General features: G+C 69.7%; 15 protein-coding genes and 1 pseudogene. 2 read left to right on the forward strand and 14 right to left on the reverse strand.

The features are described from left to right. Positions 1-73: 73 nt before the first annotated feature. Positions 74-445 carry a RidA family protein gene (locus ACBI99_RS39630; RefSeq protein ID WP_375074807.1) on the reverse strand — a complete coding sequence of 124 codons (372 nt, stop codon included), beginning with the start codon at positions 443-445 and terminating at the stop codon, positions 74-76. Between the two features lie 197 nt (positions 446-642). On the opposite strand from ACBI99_RS39630, the gene ACBI99_RS39635 reads away from it, so the two are divergent. Continuing rightward, complete coding sequence (locus ACBI99_RS39635) at positions 643-1,509, forward strand: hypothetical protein (RefSeq protein WP_375074808.1); 867 nt, start codon at positions 643-645, stop codon at positions 1,507-1,509. Between the two features lie 2 nt (positions 1,510-1,511). On the opposite strand, the gene ACBI99_RS39640 is transcribed toward ACBI99_RS39635, so the two are convergent. The 12 genes and pseudogenes from ACBI99_RS39640 to ACBI99_RS39695 form a co-directional block, all read right to left on the reverse strand. Next, positions 1,512-2,261, reverse strand: coding sequence for a crotonase/enoyl-CoA hydratase family protein (locus ACBI99_RS39640; RefSeq protein ID WP_219511056.1), 750 nt, complete (start codon positions 2,259-2,261; stop codon positions 1,512-1,514). Positions 2,262-2,378: 117 nt separating this feature from the next. Further along, positions 2,379-2,828, reverse strand: a complete 450-nt coding sequence (locus ACBI99_RS39645; protein WP_375074809.1) for a hypothetical protein — start codon at positions 2,826-2,828, stop codon at positions 2,379-2,381. A gap of 101 nt (positions 2,829-2,929) precedes the next feature. Beyond that, positions 2,930-4,987 carry a hypothetical protein gene (locus tag ACBI99_RS39650; RefSeq protein WP_375074810.1) on the reverse strand — a complete coding sequence of 686 codons (2,058 nt, stop codon included), beginning with the start codon at positions 4,985-4,987 and terminating at the stop codon, positions 2,930-2,932. A gap of 5 nt (positions 4,988-4,992) precedes the next feature. After that, positions 4,993-5,241 carry a hypothetical protein gene (locus ACBI99_RS39655; protein WP_219517961.1) on the reverse strand — a complete coding sequence of 83 codons (249 nt, stop codon included), beginning with the start codon at positions 5,239-5,241 and terminating at the stop codon, positions 4,993-4,995. A gap of 186 nt (positions 5,242-5,427) precedes the next feature. After that, positions 5,428-6,191 (reverse strand): annotated as a pseudogene (locus ACBI99_RS39660) (transposase family protein). Between the two features lie 166 nt (positions 6,192-6,357). Beyond that, entirely contained in the window at positions 6,358-6,660 is a 303-nt protein-coding gene (locus ACBI99_RS39665; RefSeq protein ID WP_375074811.1) for a hypothetical protein, read from the reverse strand. Positions 6,661-6,663: 3 nt separating this feature from the next. Beyond that, on the reverse strand, positions 6,664-7,215 hold the full coding sequence (locus ACBI99_RS39670) for a hypothetical protein (RefSeq protein ID WP_375074812.1): 552 nt from the start codon (positions 7,213-7,215) through the stop codon (positions 6,664-6,666). A gap of 41 nt (positions 7,216-7,256) precedes the next feature. Then, positions 7,257-9,308, reverse strand: a complete 2,052-nt coding sequence (locus ACBI99_RS39675; RefSeq protein WP_375074813.1) for a hypothetical protein — start codon at positions 9,306-9,308, stop codon at positions 7,257-7,259. Positions 9,309-9,456: 148 nt separating this feature from the next. After that, the gene (locus tag ACBI99_RS39680) at positions 9,457-11,013 is read right to left on the reverse strand and encodes a hypothetical protein (RefSeq protein WP_375074814.1); all 1,557 of its coding nucleotides are present in this window, start codon (positions 11,011-11,013) and stop codon (positions 9,457-9,459) included. 81 nt (positions 11,014-11,094) lie between these two features. After that, positions 11,095-12,171, reverse strand: coding sequence for an ADP-ribosylglycohydrolase family protein (locus tag ACBI99_RS39685; RefSeq protein ID WP_375074815.1), 1,077 nt, complete (start codon positions 12,169-12,171; stop codon positions 11,095-11,097). Further along, on the reverse strand, positions 12,168-12,815 hold the full coding sequence (locus ACBI99_RS39690; RefSeq protein WP_375074816.1) for a hypothetical protein: 648 nt from the start codon (positions 12,813-12,815) through the stop codon (positions 12,168-12,170). Before ACBI99_RS39690 ends, ACBI99_RS39685 begins: the two co-directional genes overlap by 4 nt. A 33-nt stretch (positions 12,816-12,848) precedes the next feature. Beyond that, positions 12,849-13,220, reverse strand: a complete 372-nt coding sequence (locus ACBI99_RS39695) for a DUF5997 family protein (protein WP_219517953.1) — start codon at positions 13,218-13,220, stop codon at positions 12,849-12,851. A 55-nt stretch (positions 13,221-13,275) separates the two neighbouring features. Between ACBI99_RS39695 and ACBI99_RS39700 the strand changes: the two genes are divergently transcribed. Continuing rightward, positions 13,276-13,992: a LysR family substrate-binding domain-containing protein gene (locus tag ACBI99_RS39700; RefSeq protein ID WP_375074817.1), complete on the forward strand. Its 717-nt coding sequence runs from the start codon at positions 13,276-13,278 to the stop codon at positions 13,990-13,992. 20 nt (positions 13,993-14,012) lie between these two features. On the opposite strand, the gene ACBI99_RS39705 is transcribed toward ACBI99_RS39700, so the two are convergent. Continuing rightward, positions 14,013-15,701, reverse strand: coding sequence for an acyl-CoA dehydrogenase family protein (locus tag ACBI99_RS39705; RefSeq protein ID WP_375074818.1), 1,689 nt, complete (start codon positions 15,699-15,701; stop codon positions 14,013-14,015). Between the last annotated feature and the right edge of the window lie 31 nt (positions 15,702-15,732).

Consider the following 15,732-nt stretch of genomic DNA (forward strand, 5'->3'; position numbering starts at 1 on the left):
GGCGGTGACGAGCGCCGTCCGGGTGAGGAGGGGGCGGGCTGGTCGCCCGCCCCCTCCCTGGCTTTCGACCGCGCTACGCCCGCACGTCCAGCCGGACCAGCGCGCCGATCTCGACGAGCTGGTCCGGCAGGGCGAGGTCGGCCACCCCCAGGACCGTGCTCGTCGGACGGTGCTCCCCGACGTACTCGGCGTGCAGCCGCGCGGTCGTGTCGAAGTTCTCCCGCAGGTTCCTGACCAGCACGGTCGTCTCCACGATCTGGCCGCGGGTGGCGCCGAAATGCGCCAGCACCAGGTCGAGGTTGGCCAACGTGGTCTTCATCTGCAGCTCGAAGTCACCGGCGCCGACGAACTCGCCGGCGGCGTCGTGCGAGAGCTGCCCCGAGACGTACAGCGTGTCGCCAGCCTGCAGCGCCTGGCTGTAGCCGTACGCGTCCTCCCACGGCACACCGAAACGGAACGTTCTGGGCGTGACGGTCACAACGTACCCCCTGCCTACCGTGTGATCCGCACCCGGCGCGGGAGCACCGGAGACGCTGCGGTGATCATCACGTGCCGCTGAACGCCGCCACCTCCCGGCGCATTCCTTCCGCTACGCCTTGGACCCTATGAATTGCCGTCACGTTACGTGTTCATCATGTAACAATGAGCTTCATGCCGTCCCCTCCACATGACGCGCTCGTCTCCATGTTCCGCGACCGGCCGCAACTGGCGGTGGAGATCCTGCGCGACCTCATCGGGAAACAGCTCCCCGAGACTCCTCTCGTGCGGGTGGAGCCCAACACGTTCAACACGCGGCCCTCCGACGACTTCGACGCCGACCTCGTCCTCTCCATGGGCCCGCCGCAGTCCCCGGCCCACGCCATCGTCGTCGAGATCCAGCAGGACACCTCCAAGGACCCCAGGAAGCTGGCCCGCTACGCCGCCTCGCTGTGGCTGATGATGCACTGCGACGCCACCGTCCTGGTCGTCTGCCCCAACCGGGCCACCGCCGCCCACTACATGCGTCCCGTCGACTCCGGGCTGACCGGCTACCGCCTGCACCCCTGCGTCCTCGGCCCCGACTCCATCCCCGCCATCACCGACGCCAAAGAAGCCACCGCCCACCTCGACCTCGCCACGATGTCCGTCATGGTCCACGGCCGCAACCGCAAGGTCATCGAAGCCTTCGCCACAGCCCTGACCGACACCGCCGACGATCACGCTCCGCAGTACTATGAATACGCCTACAGCATGTCCGCGCCGGAGATTCGCCAGCTCCTGGAGGAGATCATGACGTCCACCACCTGGCCCGTCTACAGCCCCTTCGCCCGCGAACACTTCGGCCGCGGCAAGGAGGAAGGCAAGGAGGAGGAAGCCGCCAAGCTGGTCATCCTCGTACTCACCGCCCGAGGCTTCACCCTCCCCGACCAAACGCACACCCAGATCACCACCTGCAAAGACCTCAACCAGCTGGAAACCTGGGCCACCAGAGCAGCCACCATCCAAACCCTCGACGACCTGTTCGCCTGAGGTCAGAAGTGGCCGAAGTCCCCGTGCCGCCCAGCCCCGGCCCGGAACCGGGCCGCGCCTCCGGCCGCACCCGGCAGGGAGACGAGCCCGCGGCGTACCTCGTTGCGCATCGCCTCCGCCGGGGGCAGCCCGTGCTGCTCCAGCACTGACATCCGGTCCCCCCGCAGGCATTCCTGCGGGAACCGGGCGATCTCTCCCGCCAGTTCCTCGGCGTGCCGCCGTGCGGTCCCGCCCGGCACCAACCGGTTGACCAGCCCCATCTCGTACGCCTCCCGCGCCGGGACGGGGCGGCCGGTGAGGATCAGGTCCATCGCCCGGCTCTGCCCGATGAGACGCGGCAGCCGTACGGTGCCGCCGTCGATGAGCGGCACGCCCCAGCGGCGGCAGAACACGCCGAACACCGCGTCCTCCTCCGCCACCCGCAGGTCGCACCAGAGGGCCAGCTCCAGCCCGCCGGCGACGGCGTGCCCGGCGACGGCGGCGATCACCGGCTTCGTCAGCCGCAGCCGCGTCGGCCCCATCGGCCCGTCGCCGTCCTCCCCGACGTGGTTGTCCAGCGCCTTGAGATCGGCGCCCGAGCAGAACGTGCCGCCCTCCCCCCACAGCACGGCCACGGCGGCGTCGGACGCGTCGAACTCCCGGAACGCGTCGGCCAGCGCGGCGGCGGTCTTGCCGTCGACGGCGTTGCGTACGCCGGGCCTGCTGAGCACGACGGTGGTGACGGGGCCGTCGCGCTCCACTCGTACGGTCATGGGTGCCTCCCTGGATCCCTCGCCACGCCTCACGCTACGGCGGAAGCCGACGCCATACCAGGCCGATTCGTCCCTATAGAAGGGCACCCAGTTGCCGAATCACGTGGCCGTGGCCGATCAGGCGGGCTTGTCCAGCAGGATTGGCTTGAGCTGGCGGAAGAATTCGGTCGCATCCGCCAGGGAGTCGCGACCCGGCGCACCTTCCATAATGTTGACGACAAGTAGGCGGGCGTAGTCCGGTGTCCACCCGTAGACGGAGGCGATGGTCTGATCCTTGGCATTCTTACGTCGTGCGGTGAAGCCCGGGCCCAATTCAGCAGGCAAATCAGCTCCTCCGCTGGTCGCCTTGGTGTTCTCCAGGTCTGCTGCGTCGTCTGTGGACGGGTCGAAGAGTTCGATCAGGAGCCCTCGATCGCCTCCAGGGGTTAGATCCTCCATCACCGTGCACGACTCGAAACGCCGGCCCATGTCCATCTTCGTACCGCGTGCCGTGTAGTCATTGAGGCCGGTGGCGAGCTTGATGGCGTTCGCCGAGATCAGGTCGCATTCTCTCGGTTCGGCGGTCACGTTACCCAGCGTTCGGGTGTCCTGTGGCGAAGGCGGAGGAGTTGAGCACCCCGCCGCAAGGCCGATGGCGACAAGCAGCGGGATCAACGACGATTTCATCCTCATGAGCCATTTTTGTTGTAGTAGTTTTTGGCCTTCTCGAACCCGAGCGCGATGGACTCGTCCGGGCGGCCGAAGACGCGGCCTGTCTCGTTCAGTCTCAGCCATTCGTCGTAGGCGTCGCGCTGATCGGCATTCATCTCGGCCCAGGGTTTGATTTCGCCGTCCACCATGAAGTGGCCTTTGGACCCCGGGGAGAAGTCCTCGTGACGGTAGGGATGCGTCTTGGCCGGCACGGACCCGTCTCCGAACAGGCCGTGGCGCATCATGACGGACGCCGTGAGGTCGGTGAACATGTGCTCGGCCGCTCCCATGGCGCTGTCCGCGTCCTGGCGGGCCCGGTCCTCGTTGTTGGACTTGATGTTTCCGAAAATCGCACTCTTGGCCTCGTCCACCAGAAATCCGACGAACTTCCCTTGCGGCCCCGGAGCCAGCCCCACGACCTTCTCCGTCATTTCCTTGAAGGCCGCGACGCGGGCATCGCTCTCCTTCGCTGCGCCGATCTTGGAGATGTTGGCCGCATCGGTGATCACCCAGGTGGTCATGCTGAGCCCGCGTGCCGCCCGGGCGAACTCCTCGCCCCCGCTACGGCTCATGCGCTCTTCGAGTATGTCCTGACGCGCTGCGTCGAGTTGTTGCTGTGTGGCTTCCGGGTGCTGCTGCCGCCATTTCGTGAAGTCGGCCTCAACTTCCTTCGCGGTCTTGGCGGCCAGTTCGTCCAGCATTTTGGCGGCGTACAAGCCGTGTGCGGCGGTCACGGCCTGGAAAGCGCCCTCGACGGCGAACGCCCACGTCATCGCCTGTTTGAGCTCCGTCGCGGTGAACTTGGCTCCGTACGGCCCGGTGCCCTGCAGGTTCTTGTCCGCATCCTGGTCCGTCACCACGCCGGGCATCTTGGTGGTGAAGGACTGTGTGTCGCGGTGTACGTCGCCGGTGTATTGGGCCAGGACGTTGCCGAGGTGGGTGCGGGTGTCGGGCAGGTTCGCCTGGACCTTGGGGTCCTTCCAGAAGTGGACCGCCCAGGAGGCGATGAGCGCGGACTTGTAGCCGCGCGAGCTGCCAGGAGGCAGGTCGTGATCGCGGAACTCGGTGCTGGCCGACTGGATGGCCCAGCCGAGGTCCGCGTTCGCGTCGCCGTCCCAGTGGTGTTTCCGCATCAGGTACGCCAGCGGTCTGCGCTGCGGGTCGGTGAAGAAGTCCTGGGCGACGGCGGGATGGTGTGCCAGCGCCACCAGGGCGGTGCCCATGGGGCTGAGGTCGCCGGGCGAGATGTCCTTGGGGCCCGGCATGGTCCAGACATCTCGCGGAAGGCTCGGGTCAGGCGGGTGGGCCACGTCCTTGTCGTACAGTTTCTGGACCACCGAGAGCAGGAATCCGTGGTCGAATTCGCCGTCCTGGAGCAGTCTTTTGACGGCGAACGCGTCCTGCGGGCTTTCGATGCCGTCGACCAGTTGGTCGGCGTAGTCGCCGGGGAGCTTCATCTGGCCGACCCCGCGCGAGGCCGTGCCCAGGATCTTGCTGAGCATGGTGGCGAGCCTGTCCTGGGTCGCGACGTCGCGCTGGGAGGGGCGTCCCGAGGGCGGGAGTCCTGCCCCGTACGCCCTGTTGATCAGGGCTTTGAGCTCGCGCGGCGGGATCTCCTTGGCGAAGGCCACGGCGAAGTACGGATCGCCCTTGTGCCGTTCGAGCTCCGCCACCGTCTTGGCGTCGAGGGAGTGGCTCTTGATCTGGTCGCGGAGCTTGGTGGCCAGGGTCTTGGCCGAGGCCGCGCCCTCAGCGGGCGACTTGGACAGCCAGGCTGATTCGTTGGCCCACAGGATGCCGCCCTTGCCGGACTTCCGGTCCGGCTCGGCGAGGATCAGGTCGAGGCGGCCCTGGAGCGAGGGGATCTGGTCGCTCAGCTGACGGCCGATGGCCTGCAGGGGGCCCGGTCCCCACAAGGGGATGTCCAGGGAGGTCAGGGCGCGTTCTACCTGGCGGCCGACGTCTGGCAGGGTGTCGCCGGCCCGCTTCATGCCGTTGATGAGCTGGGTCATCAACGTGGGGTTGATGCCGACCATGGGACTCATCCGGCAGGCGCTCCCCTGGTCGGATCGGACGGCTGGACGGAGTCGAGCAACGCCAGAGCCTTGGCGAAAAGGTCCTTGAACGCCCGGTCCCAGCCGCGCAGGTCGGTGATGAGCCGGTCCCCGGCTTCGCCTTTGAGCGCGCCACCGTCGACCAGGCGAACCAGCGCGATCAGGTCATTGGCATGCTCATCGCGTAGTCGCTCGATGTGCCGTCGAGCGGCTTCTATCTCTTCCTTCGTCGCCATTGCCGCCCGATCTCGGGAGATAACGGGGTCGAGGACATGGTAGCCGTCGGCATCGTGAGGATGAAGCGAAATGCTGTCAGCCCGACGCTATTGCTATGGCCGCCCCCTATGAGGGGATATCATTCACGCATTTTGCGGGCGCTTCTTTGGGAAGTCATGAAATCAGGTTTATGCACTGAACGCTTTTCATCCTGCTTCACGGAGTTGAAGAACGAGGATGGCTTTGACGAGCTGACCTGCGAGAAGAGGGCAACACCGTAGCTTGCGAAGGACGCGCCAGGTTTTCAGCTGCGCATTCGCGCGCTCTCCTGGTGCCCGAAGCTTGGCATGCGCAGAGTTCGCGCTCTTCTGCGAGGTCGGCTTGTCCTTGCCCCGGTACGGCACCCGCACGGGTTCACCAGCGCCGATGTAGCCCTTATCCGCCAGGGCGATCAGGCTGGCACTTTCCAGCCGACGAACGATGCCCCAGATCCGGGCCGCCTTCAGATCATGCACCGAGCCCGGGAGGGAGCCGGAGGTCCACAACGGCGTACCATCGGGCTGGCCAGGACCTGGATGTTCACGCCGTGCTTCTTATGCTTACCGGAGTAATACGGCCGGTCGGCAGCCACTCGGTCGATCGGGATCAGGGTGCCGTCAAGCACCACAAAGGCGTATCCAGCGCGTTGAGCCGCGCGTAACGCCTGGTCGAGACGAGGCGCACGGCTGGCCAGCAGTCCGATGGCCTCACGAATGTAGCGCCATGCCGTGGTGGCGCCCACGCCGAAGCCTTCCGCCAGTTCGGTGAGCGGCTCACCCTTGCGCAGGTGGACAAGTGCGAGCATGGCCTGCTGGCCGGGGTTGAGCCTGCGCCAGCGGGAGCCGATCTTCCTACGATGACGACGGATGAGGCCGGACAGGAACGTCAACGTCCGGCGTGACAACGGCAGCGCAGCACGATAGAACAGCACACGAAGCTCCTGGGGATGCTGTTGCTCTTGGTCGACAACGCATCTACCAGGGGCTTCTCTGCTTGTAGGTCAAGATCGAGAGCCTGCAACATGCTTGTGACCTGGCGCTTCAGGATGGAAATGGCTCACTGAGCCGAAGCAGCCGGGTCACGTTCCATCACCGGCGTCAGCCGAGGCGGTACTTTCGCTTGATCGAGGCGGCCTCCTCCTCCGTCACCTCGGTGGGCGTCCGGCTCAGGACCTGGCGCAGTTCGTCCATGACGGCCTGCCCTGAGCTGCGGGCCCGGGAGCTGAACTGGGCGAGCTGGGCGTCGAACTGCTTGGCGGCCGGTCCGGTCCACACCTTGCCCGTGCGGAACATCCGGGTGGGACGGTCGACGTCCGCGTCGATCTGTTCGAGCATCGGGCCGATCGTGCGGACGGCCTGCTGGAGCGCCTCGTGCAGCGGGTTGCGCACCATGGCGGCCATCGGTCAGTCCTTGGCCTGCTCGGGAGCGGGGGTCGCGTCGAGGATCAGCTTCGGGGCGATGAGTTTCATCATGGCGACCACGTCGGCGGCGTTGTCCCGGCCTTTGACGCCGTGGATCAGCTCCACGATGACCCGGTCGTAGCCGTGCACCAGCATCGCGGCGGCCCGAGCGTCATCGGCGGGGCCGTTCTGCCCGTAGGAGCCGATCGCGCCAGGGACTATTTCCGGCAGACGCCGGGCCCCTTGGCTGATCTCCCACTCGACCTCGTTCTCCGATCCGGCCGGGGAGAGGGTTATCTGCAGCGCTTTCGGTTTGTTGCCGGTGGGCTGGTAGACGCGGCATGAGCCCGTGCCATAGTCCAGTTTGTCGATCTGTTGCCCCACGGTCATGTCGAAGGCCCCTTCGATGATCGGGTCGCGGAGTCCTGTCATGAGCCGCACTGCTTCGAGCGGAACGAGGTCGCAGACGAACGGGGAGGCGGCTACGGATGGAAGCGGCCTCGTGTCGATCGGCGGGTTTTCTTCCTGCCGGCAGGCGGCGAGCAGCGAGAGCATGCACAGCAGCACGAGCCACTTGGTGCGTGAGATTGTCCTCATCACTTGTGCTCCGGCTTGCCATCCTGGAAGCCCAGGCGCGACTCGTTGCGCGCTCGGGTCCATTCTTCACCGGCGAGTCCGTCGTAAAGCCACTTCCGGTAGGCGTCCAGCCGGGGCTGGATGCCTCCCGGATAGGGCGCCATTTCGTTCTGCGGCATCAAAGAGTTTCCGTCATCCTTGAGGAAGTTATTCGGAGACTTGCGCGGGTCGTCTCCCTTCTCCACACCGTCCAATGACCCCCACGGGTGCGTGGGAGCGGCTGGGTCACCCTTGCCGAACAACCCATTTCTGAGCATGGCATCCGCGATCAGCTGATCATGCAGATCCTGTGCCTCACCCACGGCGCTGTTGGCCTCGTACGTGGCCTTCACCCTGTTCACATCGGTCTTCGCCGCTTCTTCGATCAGGCTGGTCCATGCTCCCAAAGTGTTGCCGGTGATGGCCCAGGCGGCCGCCTGCGGGATGCCCAGCCCTGTGTTGACCGCTGCCATGAAGATCTTCATGTTGCGCTCCTGATTCTCATCCCGTTCCGTCCCCTGCCGGATCTTGGCAAGTCCACTCGCGTCGGCGATCAGTCCTAGCCCCGCGCCGGTTTCCCGCACATTGGCCAGGAGCACCCGTGGGCTCTGCTCTGTCGCGGCCTGTGCGGCGCCGTGGTCGATCAATTTCCGTGACCAAGCGATCTGGGCTGCCATCACCGTGGCCAGCGCCTTCGAATCATGCTTGAAAGCGTCCGCCATGACCGTGTGAAGAGCCAGCTTTTCGAACTGCGCGCCCCAGAGCTGATCGGTCACCGCCACATTGGGGCGGGAGCCGCCGAACACGCTGGATTTTCCCCCGGTTCGGGGCATCTCAGCAATGCGATTGACGTCGTTGACGTACGCGCTGATGATGCGCGCCGTGGTTCCGGTGGTGGCGAAGGAGGGGCCTTCGGTTCCCGCGAGAATGCGCTTGGCCTCCCAGTGGATGAAGTCCGAGGCGAGCTTGGCGGAGATGTAGCCCGGCGAGGGCTGTTGTGGCGTGCCGTCGCGGTCTCGGTAGGTCATGGTGGCCGCTTCCAGGGCCTGCCCGAATGCCTTCCCGTCGTCGTACATCGGCCGTTCGGTGACGTAGCGCTTCATCACCTCCGGATCGCCCACGAAGAAGTCCTGAGCCGCCTTGGGGTGGTTGGCGAGCGCCTTCATGACGCCGATCATCGGATCGTGCGGACTGCCGCTCGCCACGGGGTCGTTCCAGGTTTTCCTGTCCAGTCCCTCCAGCGTTCTGGCCACGGCCACCAGGAAGTCGCGGTCGAATGTGCCGTGCGGAAGGAGTTCGGCGAGTGCGTGCTGGCCCACCGGGACGCGCAGGCCGCCCAGCATTTCCTTGCGCCAGGATTCGCTCATTCTCGGGCCTGCCGTGCCGAGTGCCTTGCCCAGGGCGGACTGGAGGCGCTGTTTGCGCTCGTCCTTGTGATAGACCAGCGCCGCCATGAGGTGACGGAACTTCTCCGTGCCGAGCGCGTACAGCAGTGACGAGGCGAATCCGGCGTCGCCCGCGCGTTTCTCCAGGCCGGCGACGGTCTTCTCGTCCAGTTCGTCGTTACGGCCGAGCTTGCCGAGTTCGAGCGCGGCAGCGTACACGTCGGCCTTTCCGGAGGCGGCGGTGTACAGGCTCTCGTCGAACGGTGTCATCCCGCCGCCGGACGCCGGGCCCCAGTCGGCTTTCACCGCCTGGATGGCCTCGTTGCGCTGACGTAGTTCCGGACGTTTGGCAGCGAGCCAGTGGCCGAGTTCGCGCAGCGCGGTCAGGCGGGAGGTGTCCAGGCCGAGCTCTTCGAGGGTGCGGCGGATGCGGGGTTCGTGGCGGGTGAGGGTGGTTTCGGCTTGGCCGAGGTCGCGTTCGAAGTCGTGCATCAGCGCCGGGTCGATCCCGGAGTAGCCCCAGTCGGGGGGCTGGGTGACGGCCGGTGGGGTGCGGGAGGGCTGTGCCGGGGTCGTGTCGGCGCGGGCCGGGGGGCGGTCCGGCGGGCGCTCGGGTGACGGCTGGGGATTCGGCGACGGGGTCGTCATCTCGGGTCTCCGGCACGGTCGAGAACAGCCGGATTATCCCCTGGCGCAGGGCTCCTCACGGGGGACGCATAACGTAACAGCATGGACTTTCCCGGCTTCGCGACGCGCGGACGCCTGGTTGTACGCATCGGGCTGCCCCCGGGTTCAGTCAGTCGGGCGGTGCTGCCGCGATCAGGCAGCGTTCGACCGTGTGGGCGAGTGCGCAGAGTCTGGGGTTGTCGTGGGCGCTGCGCTGGATCCAGCGCAGCACGGCCAGGTCGTCGCCGGTCATCTCGGCGAGCGGGAGGCGCAGGATCGGCTTGATCCGGGGCGAACGGGTCACCCGGGCGTAGCGCGCCAACGTACGGTCGAGGGTCAGGACGGGGGCGAGCGCGCCCAGCTCAGGGACGGCGTCAGGGGCCGGCGGGGAGGCCAGGTGGGGGGCCAGGGTCAGCACGTCGAGGAGGGGCAGGGCGAGCAGGTAGTCGCGCAGCCGGGGCCAGTCGCGCCACGCGGCCAGGGTCTGGGCGACGAAGAGCCGGTCCTCCTCGCGCTCGTGGCCGATGATCGCCGGCAGGTCGAGGCCGCGCAGCGGGCGTAATGCCCGGCGCAGGGGTTCGCGCAGGGGTTCGTGCCGGTAGCAGGCGGCCAGCTTCTCGACGTCCAGGCGGTTGAGCCGGCCGGACAGCAGGTTGAGGAAGGCGTGGCCGCGCAGGGCGGGCATGCGCTCGATCCGGGTGCGCAGCGGCCTCGGCAGCCGGGGTGAGAGCAGGGCGAACGCCAGCAGTTCGTGCGCGGTGGGCTCGACGATCGCGTCCAGCGTGTGCTCGGTGAGCGGGGTGCCTCGTGCCTGGAGGTGGTCGAGCAGGGCGTCGCCGGGGTCGGTCAGCCACAGCCGCCAGCCGTAGGCGCTCGCCTCGGGATCGAGGTCATGGGGGTTGCCGAGAAGCTCGGGCCAGGTCCGGCCGCTGGACAGCGCCTGCGCCCACAGTGCCGTGAGCTCCTCCCCGCCCGCGTTGCGGCAGCGCCGCTCGGCCAGGGCCACGGTGCCGGGGACCCGGCTGCGCAGGGCCGCCTGGACGACATCGGGCGGCACCGCGGGGAGAACCTCGTGCGGCGTGGTCCAGGAGAGGAAGCTGCACAGGTACGCGTCGTCGCGCTCGGCGAGACGGCGCAGGAACCACTCCTCCAGCTCCAGCGCCCTCAGGTGGCGGGCGACCCGGAGCACCTTTCCGTCGGTGCCGGGGTCCTGGGTGAGGTGGGCGCCGTCGGGGTCGAGGTCCAGGTAGCCGTCGCGGTCCCCCACGGCCAGCAGGACGCGGGCGCGCAGCGCGGGGTCGGCGGGGAGCAGGCCGTGATCGGTCAGCTCGCGCAGCCACGCGGCGGCCTCGTCGTCCGGGCGGCCCCAGCTCTCCCGGTACACCCTGTCGATCTCCGCCGGGCGCCCCCGCGCGACGACGGTCCGCAACGCGATGGCGCGCACCCCGTCGAGGCGGGCGAACACCGCCTGGACCAGCTCGTCCCCGGTGAGGGCGTCGGTGGCGCCCAGCCGGCCGGTGCGTTCGAGCAGTCCCCACAGGACCGGGTCACCGCGCCGGCGCCAGCCCTGCCACAGCGCCCGGATCGCGGTCCGGTTGCCGCGCCGGACCTGCCAGGAGATCCACCGGCGGGCCGCCCGGGCCCGGAGGCCGCTGCCGCAGGCCCGCGTGACGATGTCGTCGATCATTCAGCGGGGCGTCCCCTCGCTCGGCCGGTCGATCCCGCCTTGATGATGATCCGAAATGCCGGGCCGGGCAACGGGCGGGCGTCACCACCCGGGGTAGCGGGTCAGCCAGGTGGGATCCTTCGGCCGCCCGTACGCGCCTCCGGACGGGCTCTCGGTCAGCTGGGCCACCAGGTCCCGGGCGAGCGTGTCCATGATGGCCCCCAGCTCCAGCCTGCCGAGCAGCCCGTCCGGCCACACGCCGGCGCCGTGCAGGGCCCCGAGCAGCGCTCCGGTGACGGCGGCGACGGACTGCCCGTCGGGCGCCGTGGCCGCGAACGCCAGCGCGGCCACCGCGTCCGCCGGGTCCACCGCCTCGCCAGGACCGGGCCATGACGCCGCGACGTACAGGCCGCCGGACAGCGCCGACCGCGCGGTGGCGTCGGGCGCGATCGCCGCCAGCCGCGCCCGGTCCCGGGGCGCCTGCCGGGCCGCCGCGCACACCGTACGGGCCTCGTCCAGGATCTCCGACACCTCCGGCAGCCGGGGCAGTCGGAGCCCAGACGCCACCGCGTCGGCGAGGGAGCCCGCGGTCAGGCAGCGGCCTGTCAGGATCGCCGCCGCCGCCGTCGCCCGGTACGCCAGCGGGTCGCCGTGGGTCAGCGCGGCCACGTCCTGGGCGAGCTCGGCCAGCGCGTCGGGGGCGACATTTCCGGACAGTACGGCCAGCGGGAGGGAACGGGTGAGAGCATGGCAGCCCCGGCTCTGAGTGGACGGCCGCTCGATGCCGCCCTGCTCGGGCCGGTTCAGCGCCCGTACGATGGCGGGCGCCGAGCCGCGCCGCTCCCGCAGCTCCGGCACGCCGGCGAGCCGGCCGTCCGGCCAGCGCGCCGTGCCCGCCGCCCAGCGCCGGTGCCGCTCGTGCGTCTCGATGCCCTGCAGGGCGGCCCATCGGCAGTACGCGTGCCAGATCACCGACGGCGGATGGCAGATGCCCCTGTGCTCGCCCCGGACCCAGGCGCGGATGACGCCCTCGATCGTGAAGGCCGCGAGCTGCGTGCTGACCCCGGCCAGGAGCGGCCCGGCAGGCGGAACGGCTCCGCGGCCGACGCTGTCACCCAGCGCCAGCCCCAGCACCAGCCCGCGCACCCGCCCCACCCAGGCGTCATCGCCCCCGCTCATGCCGACCGGTGCACCCACGCGCCGAAGAGCGTCAGCACCAGCCCGCTCCGGAAATCCGGCGCGGGCACCCGAACCGACCGGACCAGCGGCCCGTCGCCGGGGACGGGCTCGCAGCAGCCCTTCCCCGGCGCGTACCGCCTGACGGTCTCCTCCCAGCAGTCGAAGAACGCCCACTCCCCCGCCGTGGAGACGTAGCAGAGGACGCGCAGGCCGACGACGAGACCGGGCGGGCCGAAAGCCGCTTCGACCTCGTCACGGCGTACGTCCCGCTGCCCGGACCAGGTCCGCGCCTCGTCGATCAGCGCGGCCCACTCGCTCTCACCGAGCGTCCCGCCGACCTCCAGGTAGCCCAGGCGGTGGAACTGCTCGGCGTACACCGACGCGACCTCTTCCACGCACCTGCTGCCGGAGCCGAACACCTGGGCGAACGCCCCGGGCACGCCGCACGCGCCGTAGCGGTCGCCGAGCGTCTGGCGGATGGCGGCGAAGTCCTCGTCGCGCTCATCGAGGAAGCAGAGGTTCTCCAGGAACATCCTGGCGACGGTCTCCATCTGGGGACCGTCCGAGGCGTACATGCCGGCCCGCTTCATCATCGACGGGACGGTCTCCAGCCAGCGCTGCCGCAGCTCGGTTGCCGGACGCATCCCGTCAACCTACCGCGCCGGGCGGCGGGCGGGTCAGGCCTGCTTGAGGCGCTGGGCTTCCTTGCGGACCTCGGCCTGGACGGAGCGCTCGTGCTCCAGCCACGCCGGGTTCTCCGCCTTCAGGGCGTCGATCTCGGCCGTGGTGAGCGGGTCGGTGATGCCGCCCCTGATCAGGCCGGAGACGGACACGCCGAGCTTGGCGGCGACGACCTGCTTGGGGTGGGGGCCGTTGCGGCGCAGGTCGGCGAGCCACGCGGGCGGGGAGGACTGCATCGCGTTGAGCTCGCTCCGGGAGACGACGCCCTCCTGGAACTCGGCGGGGGTGGCCGAGAGGAGGATGCCCAGCTTCTTGGCCGCGGTCGCGGGCTTCATCGTCTGGGGCGTCTTGGGCTTGGGCGAGGTCATGGGGTCAAGGGTAGTCAGTACGGGGCGGTTCCTTTGACATCGGTACCCTGTGGGGGTGACTCAAGAGGAGACGTTCCGGCTGGCGTACTCGCCCGGGGTGACGCCCGCGAAATGGGCCGGCGTCTGGGCCGAGCGGGTGCCCGGCGTGCCGCTCACGCTGGTCGCGACGCCCGCGGCCGAGGTGGTGCCGCTGCTGCGTGACGGCGGCGCCGACGCGGGGTTCGTGCGGCTGCCGGTCGAGCGTGACGGGCTCAGCGTGATTCCGCTGTACGTGGAGACCACGGTGGTCGTGGTGCCGAAGGACCACGCGGTGACGGCGGCCGACGAGGTGACCGTCGCCGATCTGGCCGACGAGGACGTGTTCCATCCGCTGGACGACGCGCTGGAGTGGGCGGTGCGGCCGGGGGTGCCCGCGTTCGAGCGTCCGGCCACGACGGCGGACGCGGTCCAGCTCGTGGCGTCGGGGGCGGGGCTGCTGCTGGTGCCGCAGTCGCTGGCGCGGCTGCACCATCGGCGCGACCTCACCTACCGGCCCGTGACCGACGCGCCGCAGTCGCAGGTGGGGCTGGCCTGGCTCACGGAGGCGACGACGGACCTGGTGGAGGACTTCATCGGGATCGTCCGGGGGCGGACGGCCAACAGCTCGCGGGGCCGCGCCCCGGCCGAGCCGGCGCGCAAGCCGAAGAAGAAGCCGGAAGCCCGGCAGCCGGCCCGGGGCAAGGCCGCCCACAAGAAGACGACGCAGCAGAAGAAGGGCCGCCGCCCCCGGTGATCCCCGGCTCTGGCGCGGGGTCAGGCGGTGAACGTGCCGGCGACCAGATCGTCGAAGTGCTCCAGGTCGTCCGCCGCCGTCCGGTCGAGCCCGCGCAGCGGCCCGTGGTCGGCCAGGTGGGCGTCCGCGTAGAGCCGGGCCACCAGCGCCTTGCGCGTCCCGTGCCCCGCGCGTTCCTCCCATCCGGCCTGCTCGACCAGCAGCGCGGCGGCGTACACGTCGGCCATGAACTGGGCCAGCGGATACAGCCGGGCCTCCGCCACCGCGGGGTCGAGCGCGGACCAGGCGATGATCGCCTTGCGCAGGTCCTCGACGCGCCCCCGTACCAGCGACCAGTCGCCTGAGGGCGGCGACTGCAGGGCGGCCTCCAGGCGGTCGAGGAACGGCTCGTGGGCGTTCTCGCGCAGCATCGCGCGGCGCACGTCGAGGCAGAGGATGTTGTCGCCGCCCTCCCAGATGGGGTTGACCTGGGCGTCGCGCAGCAGCCTGGCGACGGGCCACTGCTCGATGTAGCCGTTGCCGCCGTGCGCCTCGACGGCGTCGCTCGCGGCGGTGAGGCCGAGGCGGGCGGCGCGGAGCTTGATGAGCGCGGGGGCGAGGCGCAGGCGGGGGCCGACGTGGCCGTCGAAGACGAGCGCCTGGGCGGCCTCGGTCTCGACGATGAGCTCGGCGAGCTTGCGGCGCATGAGCGGCTGGTCGATGAGCGGGCGGCCGAAGGCCTCACGGGCGCTGGTGTAGCAGAGCGCCTCGACGAGGGCGCGCCTGGCGAGTCCGGCGCCCATCATGGCGACGCCGAGCCGGGAGGCGTTGGTGAGCTTCATCATGGTGCCGAGCCCGGAGCCGGAGCCGGGCCCGGCCAGCAGGAACGCCTCCGCGCCGGTGAACTCGACCTCGGCGGAGGCGACGGAGCGGGTGCCGAGCTTGTCCTTGAGGCGGCGGATGCGCACGCCGTTGCGGCTGCCGTCGCGGCGCTCCCACAGGACGAGGAAGGGCGCGACGGTGTCCTCGTGGCGGGCCAGCACGACGAACGCCGAGCCGTTGGCGTTGGAGGCGAACCATTTGAGGCCGGTGAGCAGCCAGGCGTCGCCGTCGGGGACGGCGGTGGCCTCCAGGGCGGCCAGGTCGGAGCCGCCGGTCCGCTCGGTGAACATCTGGGCGGCCTCGCCCGAGTAGTGGCCGTCGGCGAAGATCCGCCGGACGCGTTCCTTGACGTCGTCGGGGGCGTGGCGTTCGGCGAGGGAGACGACCATGTCACCGCCGGTGCCGAGCGCGCAGCCCATGCCGATGTCGGCCTGGTCGAGCAGGTAGGTCCAGGCGGCGGCGAGCGCGGCGGGGTCGGCGCCGTGGGCGCGGGCCTGCTCGGCGAAGGCCGGGGAGGTGAAGTTGTCGGCCAGGAGGGCGCGCCGGGCCGTGTGGAAGGAGGGCGGCATGACGACCTCGCTGATGTCGCGCCCCCATGCGTCGTACTTCTCCAGGCGCGGCGGGTTGCGGTCGGTCTCCTCGGCGCACTCGGCGATCAGGCCGCCCATGAGCGCGCCGAGCCGGTCGAGGTGCGGCTCGGCCCAGGCGTAGCCGTCGCCCAGGTGGCGCCGCATGAGCAGGCGCAGCGCCGGGTCGCAGCGCCACCAGTTGCGCCCGGCCGCGCCCTGGTAGCGCTCGGTGGCGTAACGGTCGCTGCCGTCGAACGGTTCGGTGAGATAGCGGCGCATACTCCGGAGTGTTACATATACTCGACACGCG

The sequence above is a fragment of the Nonomuraea sp. ATR24 genome (assembly GCF_041950485.1).
GTDB classification, from domain to species: Bacteria; Actinomycetota; Actinomycetes; order Streptosporangiales; family Streptosporangiaceae; genus Nonomuraea; species Nonomuraea ceibae.

What these genes read in the sequence shown, in the direction of transcription:
- ACBI99_RS39705 (WP_375074818.1), bottom strand. Translation starts at nt 15,701, where the DNA reads ATGCGCCGCTATCTCACCGAACCGTTCGACGGCAGCGACCGTTACGCC.
- ACBI99_RS39640 (WP_219511056.1), bottom strand. Translation starts at nt 2,261, where the DNA reads ATGACCGTACGAGTGGAGCGCGACGGCCCCGTCACCACCGTCGTGCTC.
- ACBI99_RS39695 (WP_219517953.1), bottom strand. Translation starts at nt 13,220, where the DNA reads ATGACCTCGCCCAAGCCCAAGACGCCCCAGACGATGAAGCCCGCGACC.
- ACBI99_RS39675 (WP_375074813.1), bottom strand. Translation starts at nt 9,308, where the DNA reads ATGACGACCCCGTCGCCGAATCCCCAGCCGTCACCCGAGCGCCCGCCG.
- ACBI99_RS39655 (WP_219517961.1), bottom strand. Translation starts at nt 5,241, where the DNA reads ATGGCGACGAAGGAAGAGATAGAAGCCGCTCGACGGCACATCGAGCGA.
- ACBI99_RS39635 (WP_375074808.1), top strand. Translation starts at nt 643, where the DNA reads ATGAGCTTCATGCCGTCCCCTCCACATGACGCGCTCGTCTCCATGTTC.
- ACBI99_RS39670 (WP_375074812.1), bottom strand. Translation starts at nt 7,215, where the DNA reads ATGCTCTCGCTGCTCGCCGCCTGCCGGCAGGAAGAAAACCCGCCGATC.
- ACBI99_RS39680 (WP_375074814.1), bottom strand. Translation starts at nt 11,013, where the DNA reads ATGATCGACGACATCGTCACGCGGGCCTGCGGCAGCGGCCTCCGGGCC.
- ACBI99_RS39690 (WP_375074816.1), bottom strand. Translation starts at nt 12,815, where the DNA reads ATGCGTCCGGCAACCGAGCTGCGGCAGCGCTGGCTGGAGACCGTCCCG.
- ACBI99_RS39665 (WP_375074811.1), bottom strand. Translation starts at nt 6,660, where the DNA reads ATGGCCGCCATGGTGCGCAACCCGCTGCACGAGGCGCTCCAGCAGGCC.
- ACBI99_RS39650 (WP_375074810.1), bottom strand. Translation starts at nt 4,987, where the DNA reads ATGGTCGGCATCAACCCCACGTTGATGACCCAGCTCATCAACGGCATG.
- ACBI99_RS39685 (WP_375074815.1), bottom strand. Translation starts at nt 12,171, where the DNA reads ATGAGCGGGGGCGATGACGCCTGGGTGGGGCGGGTGCGCGGGCTGGTG.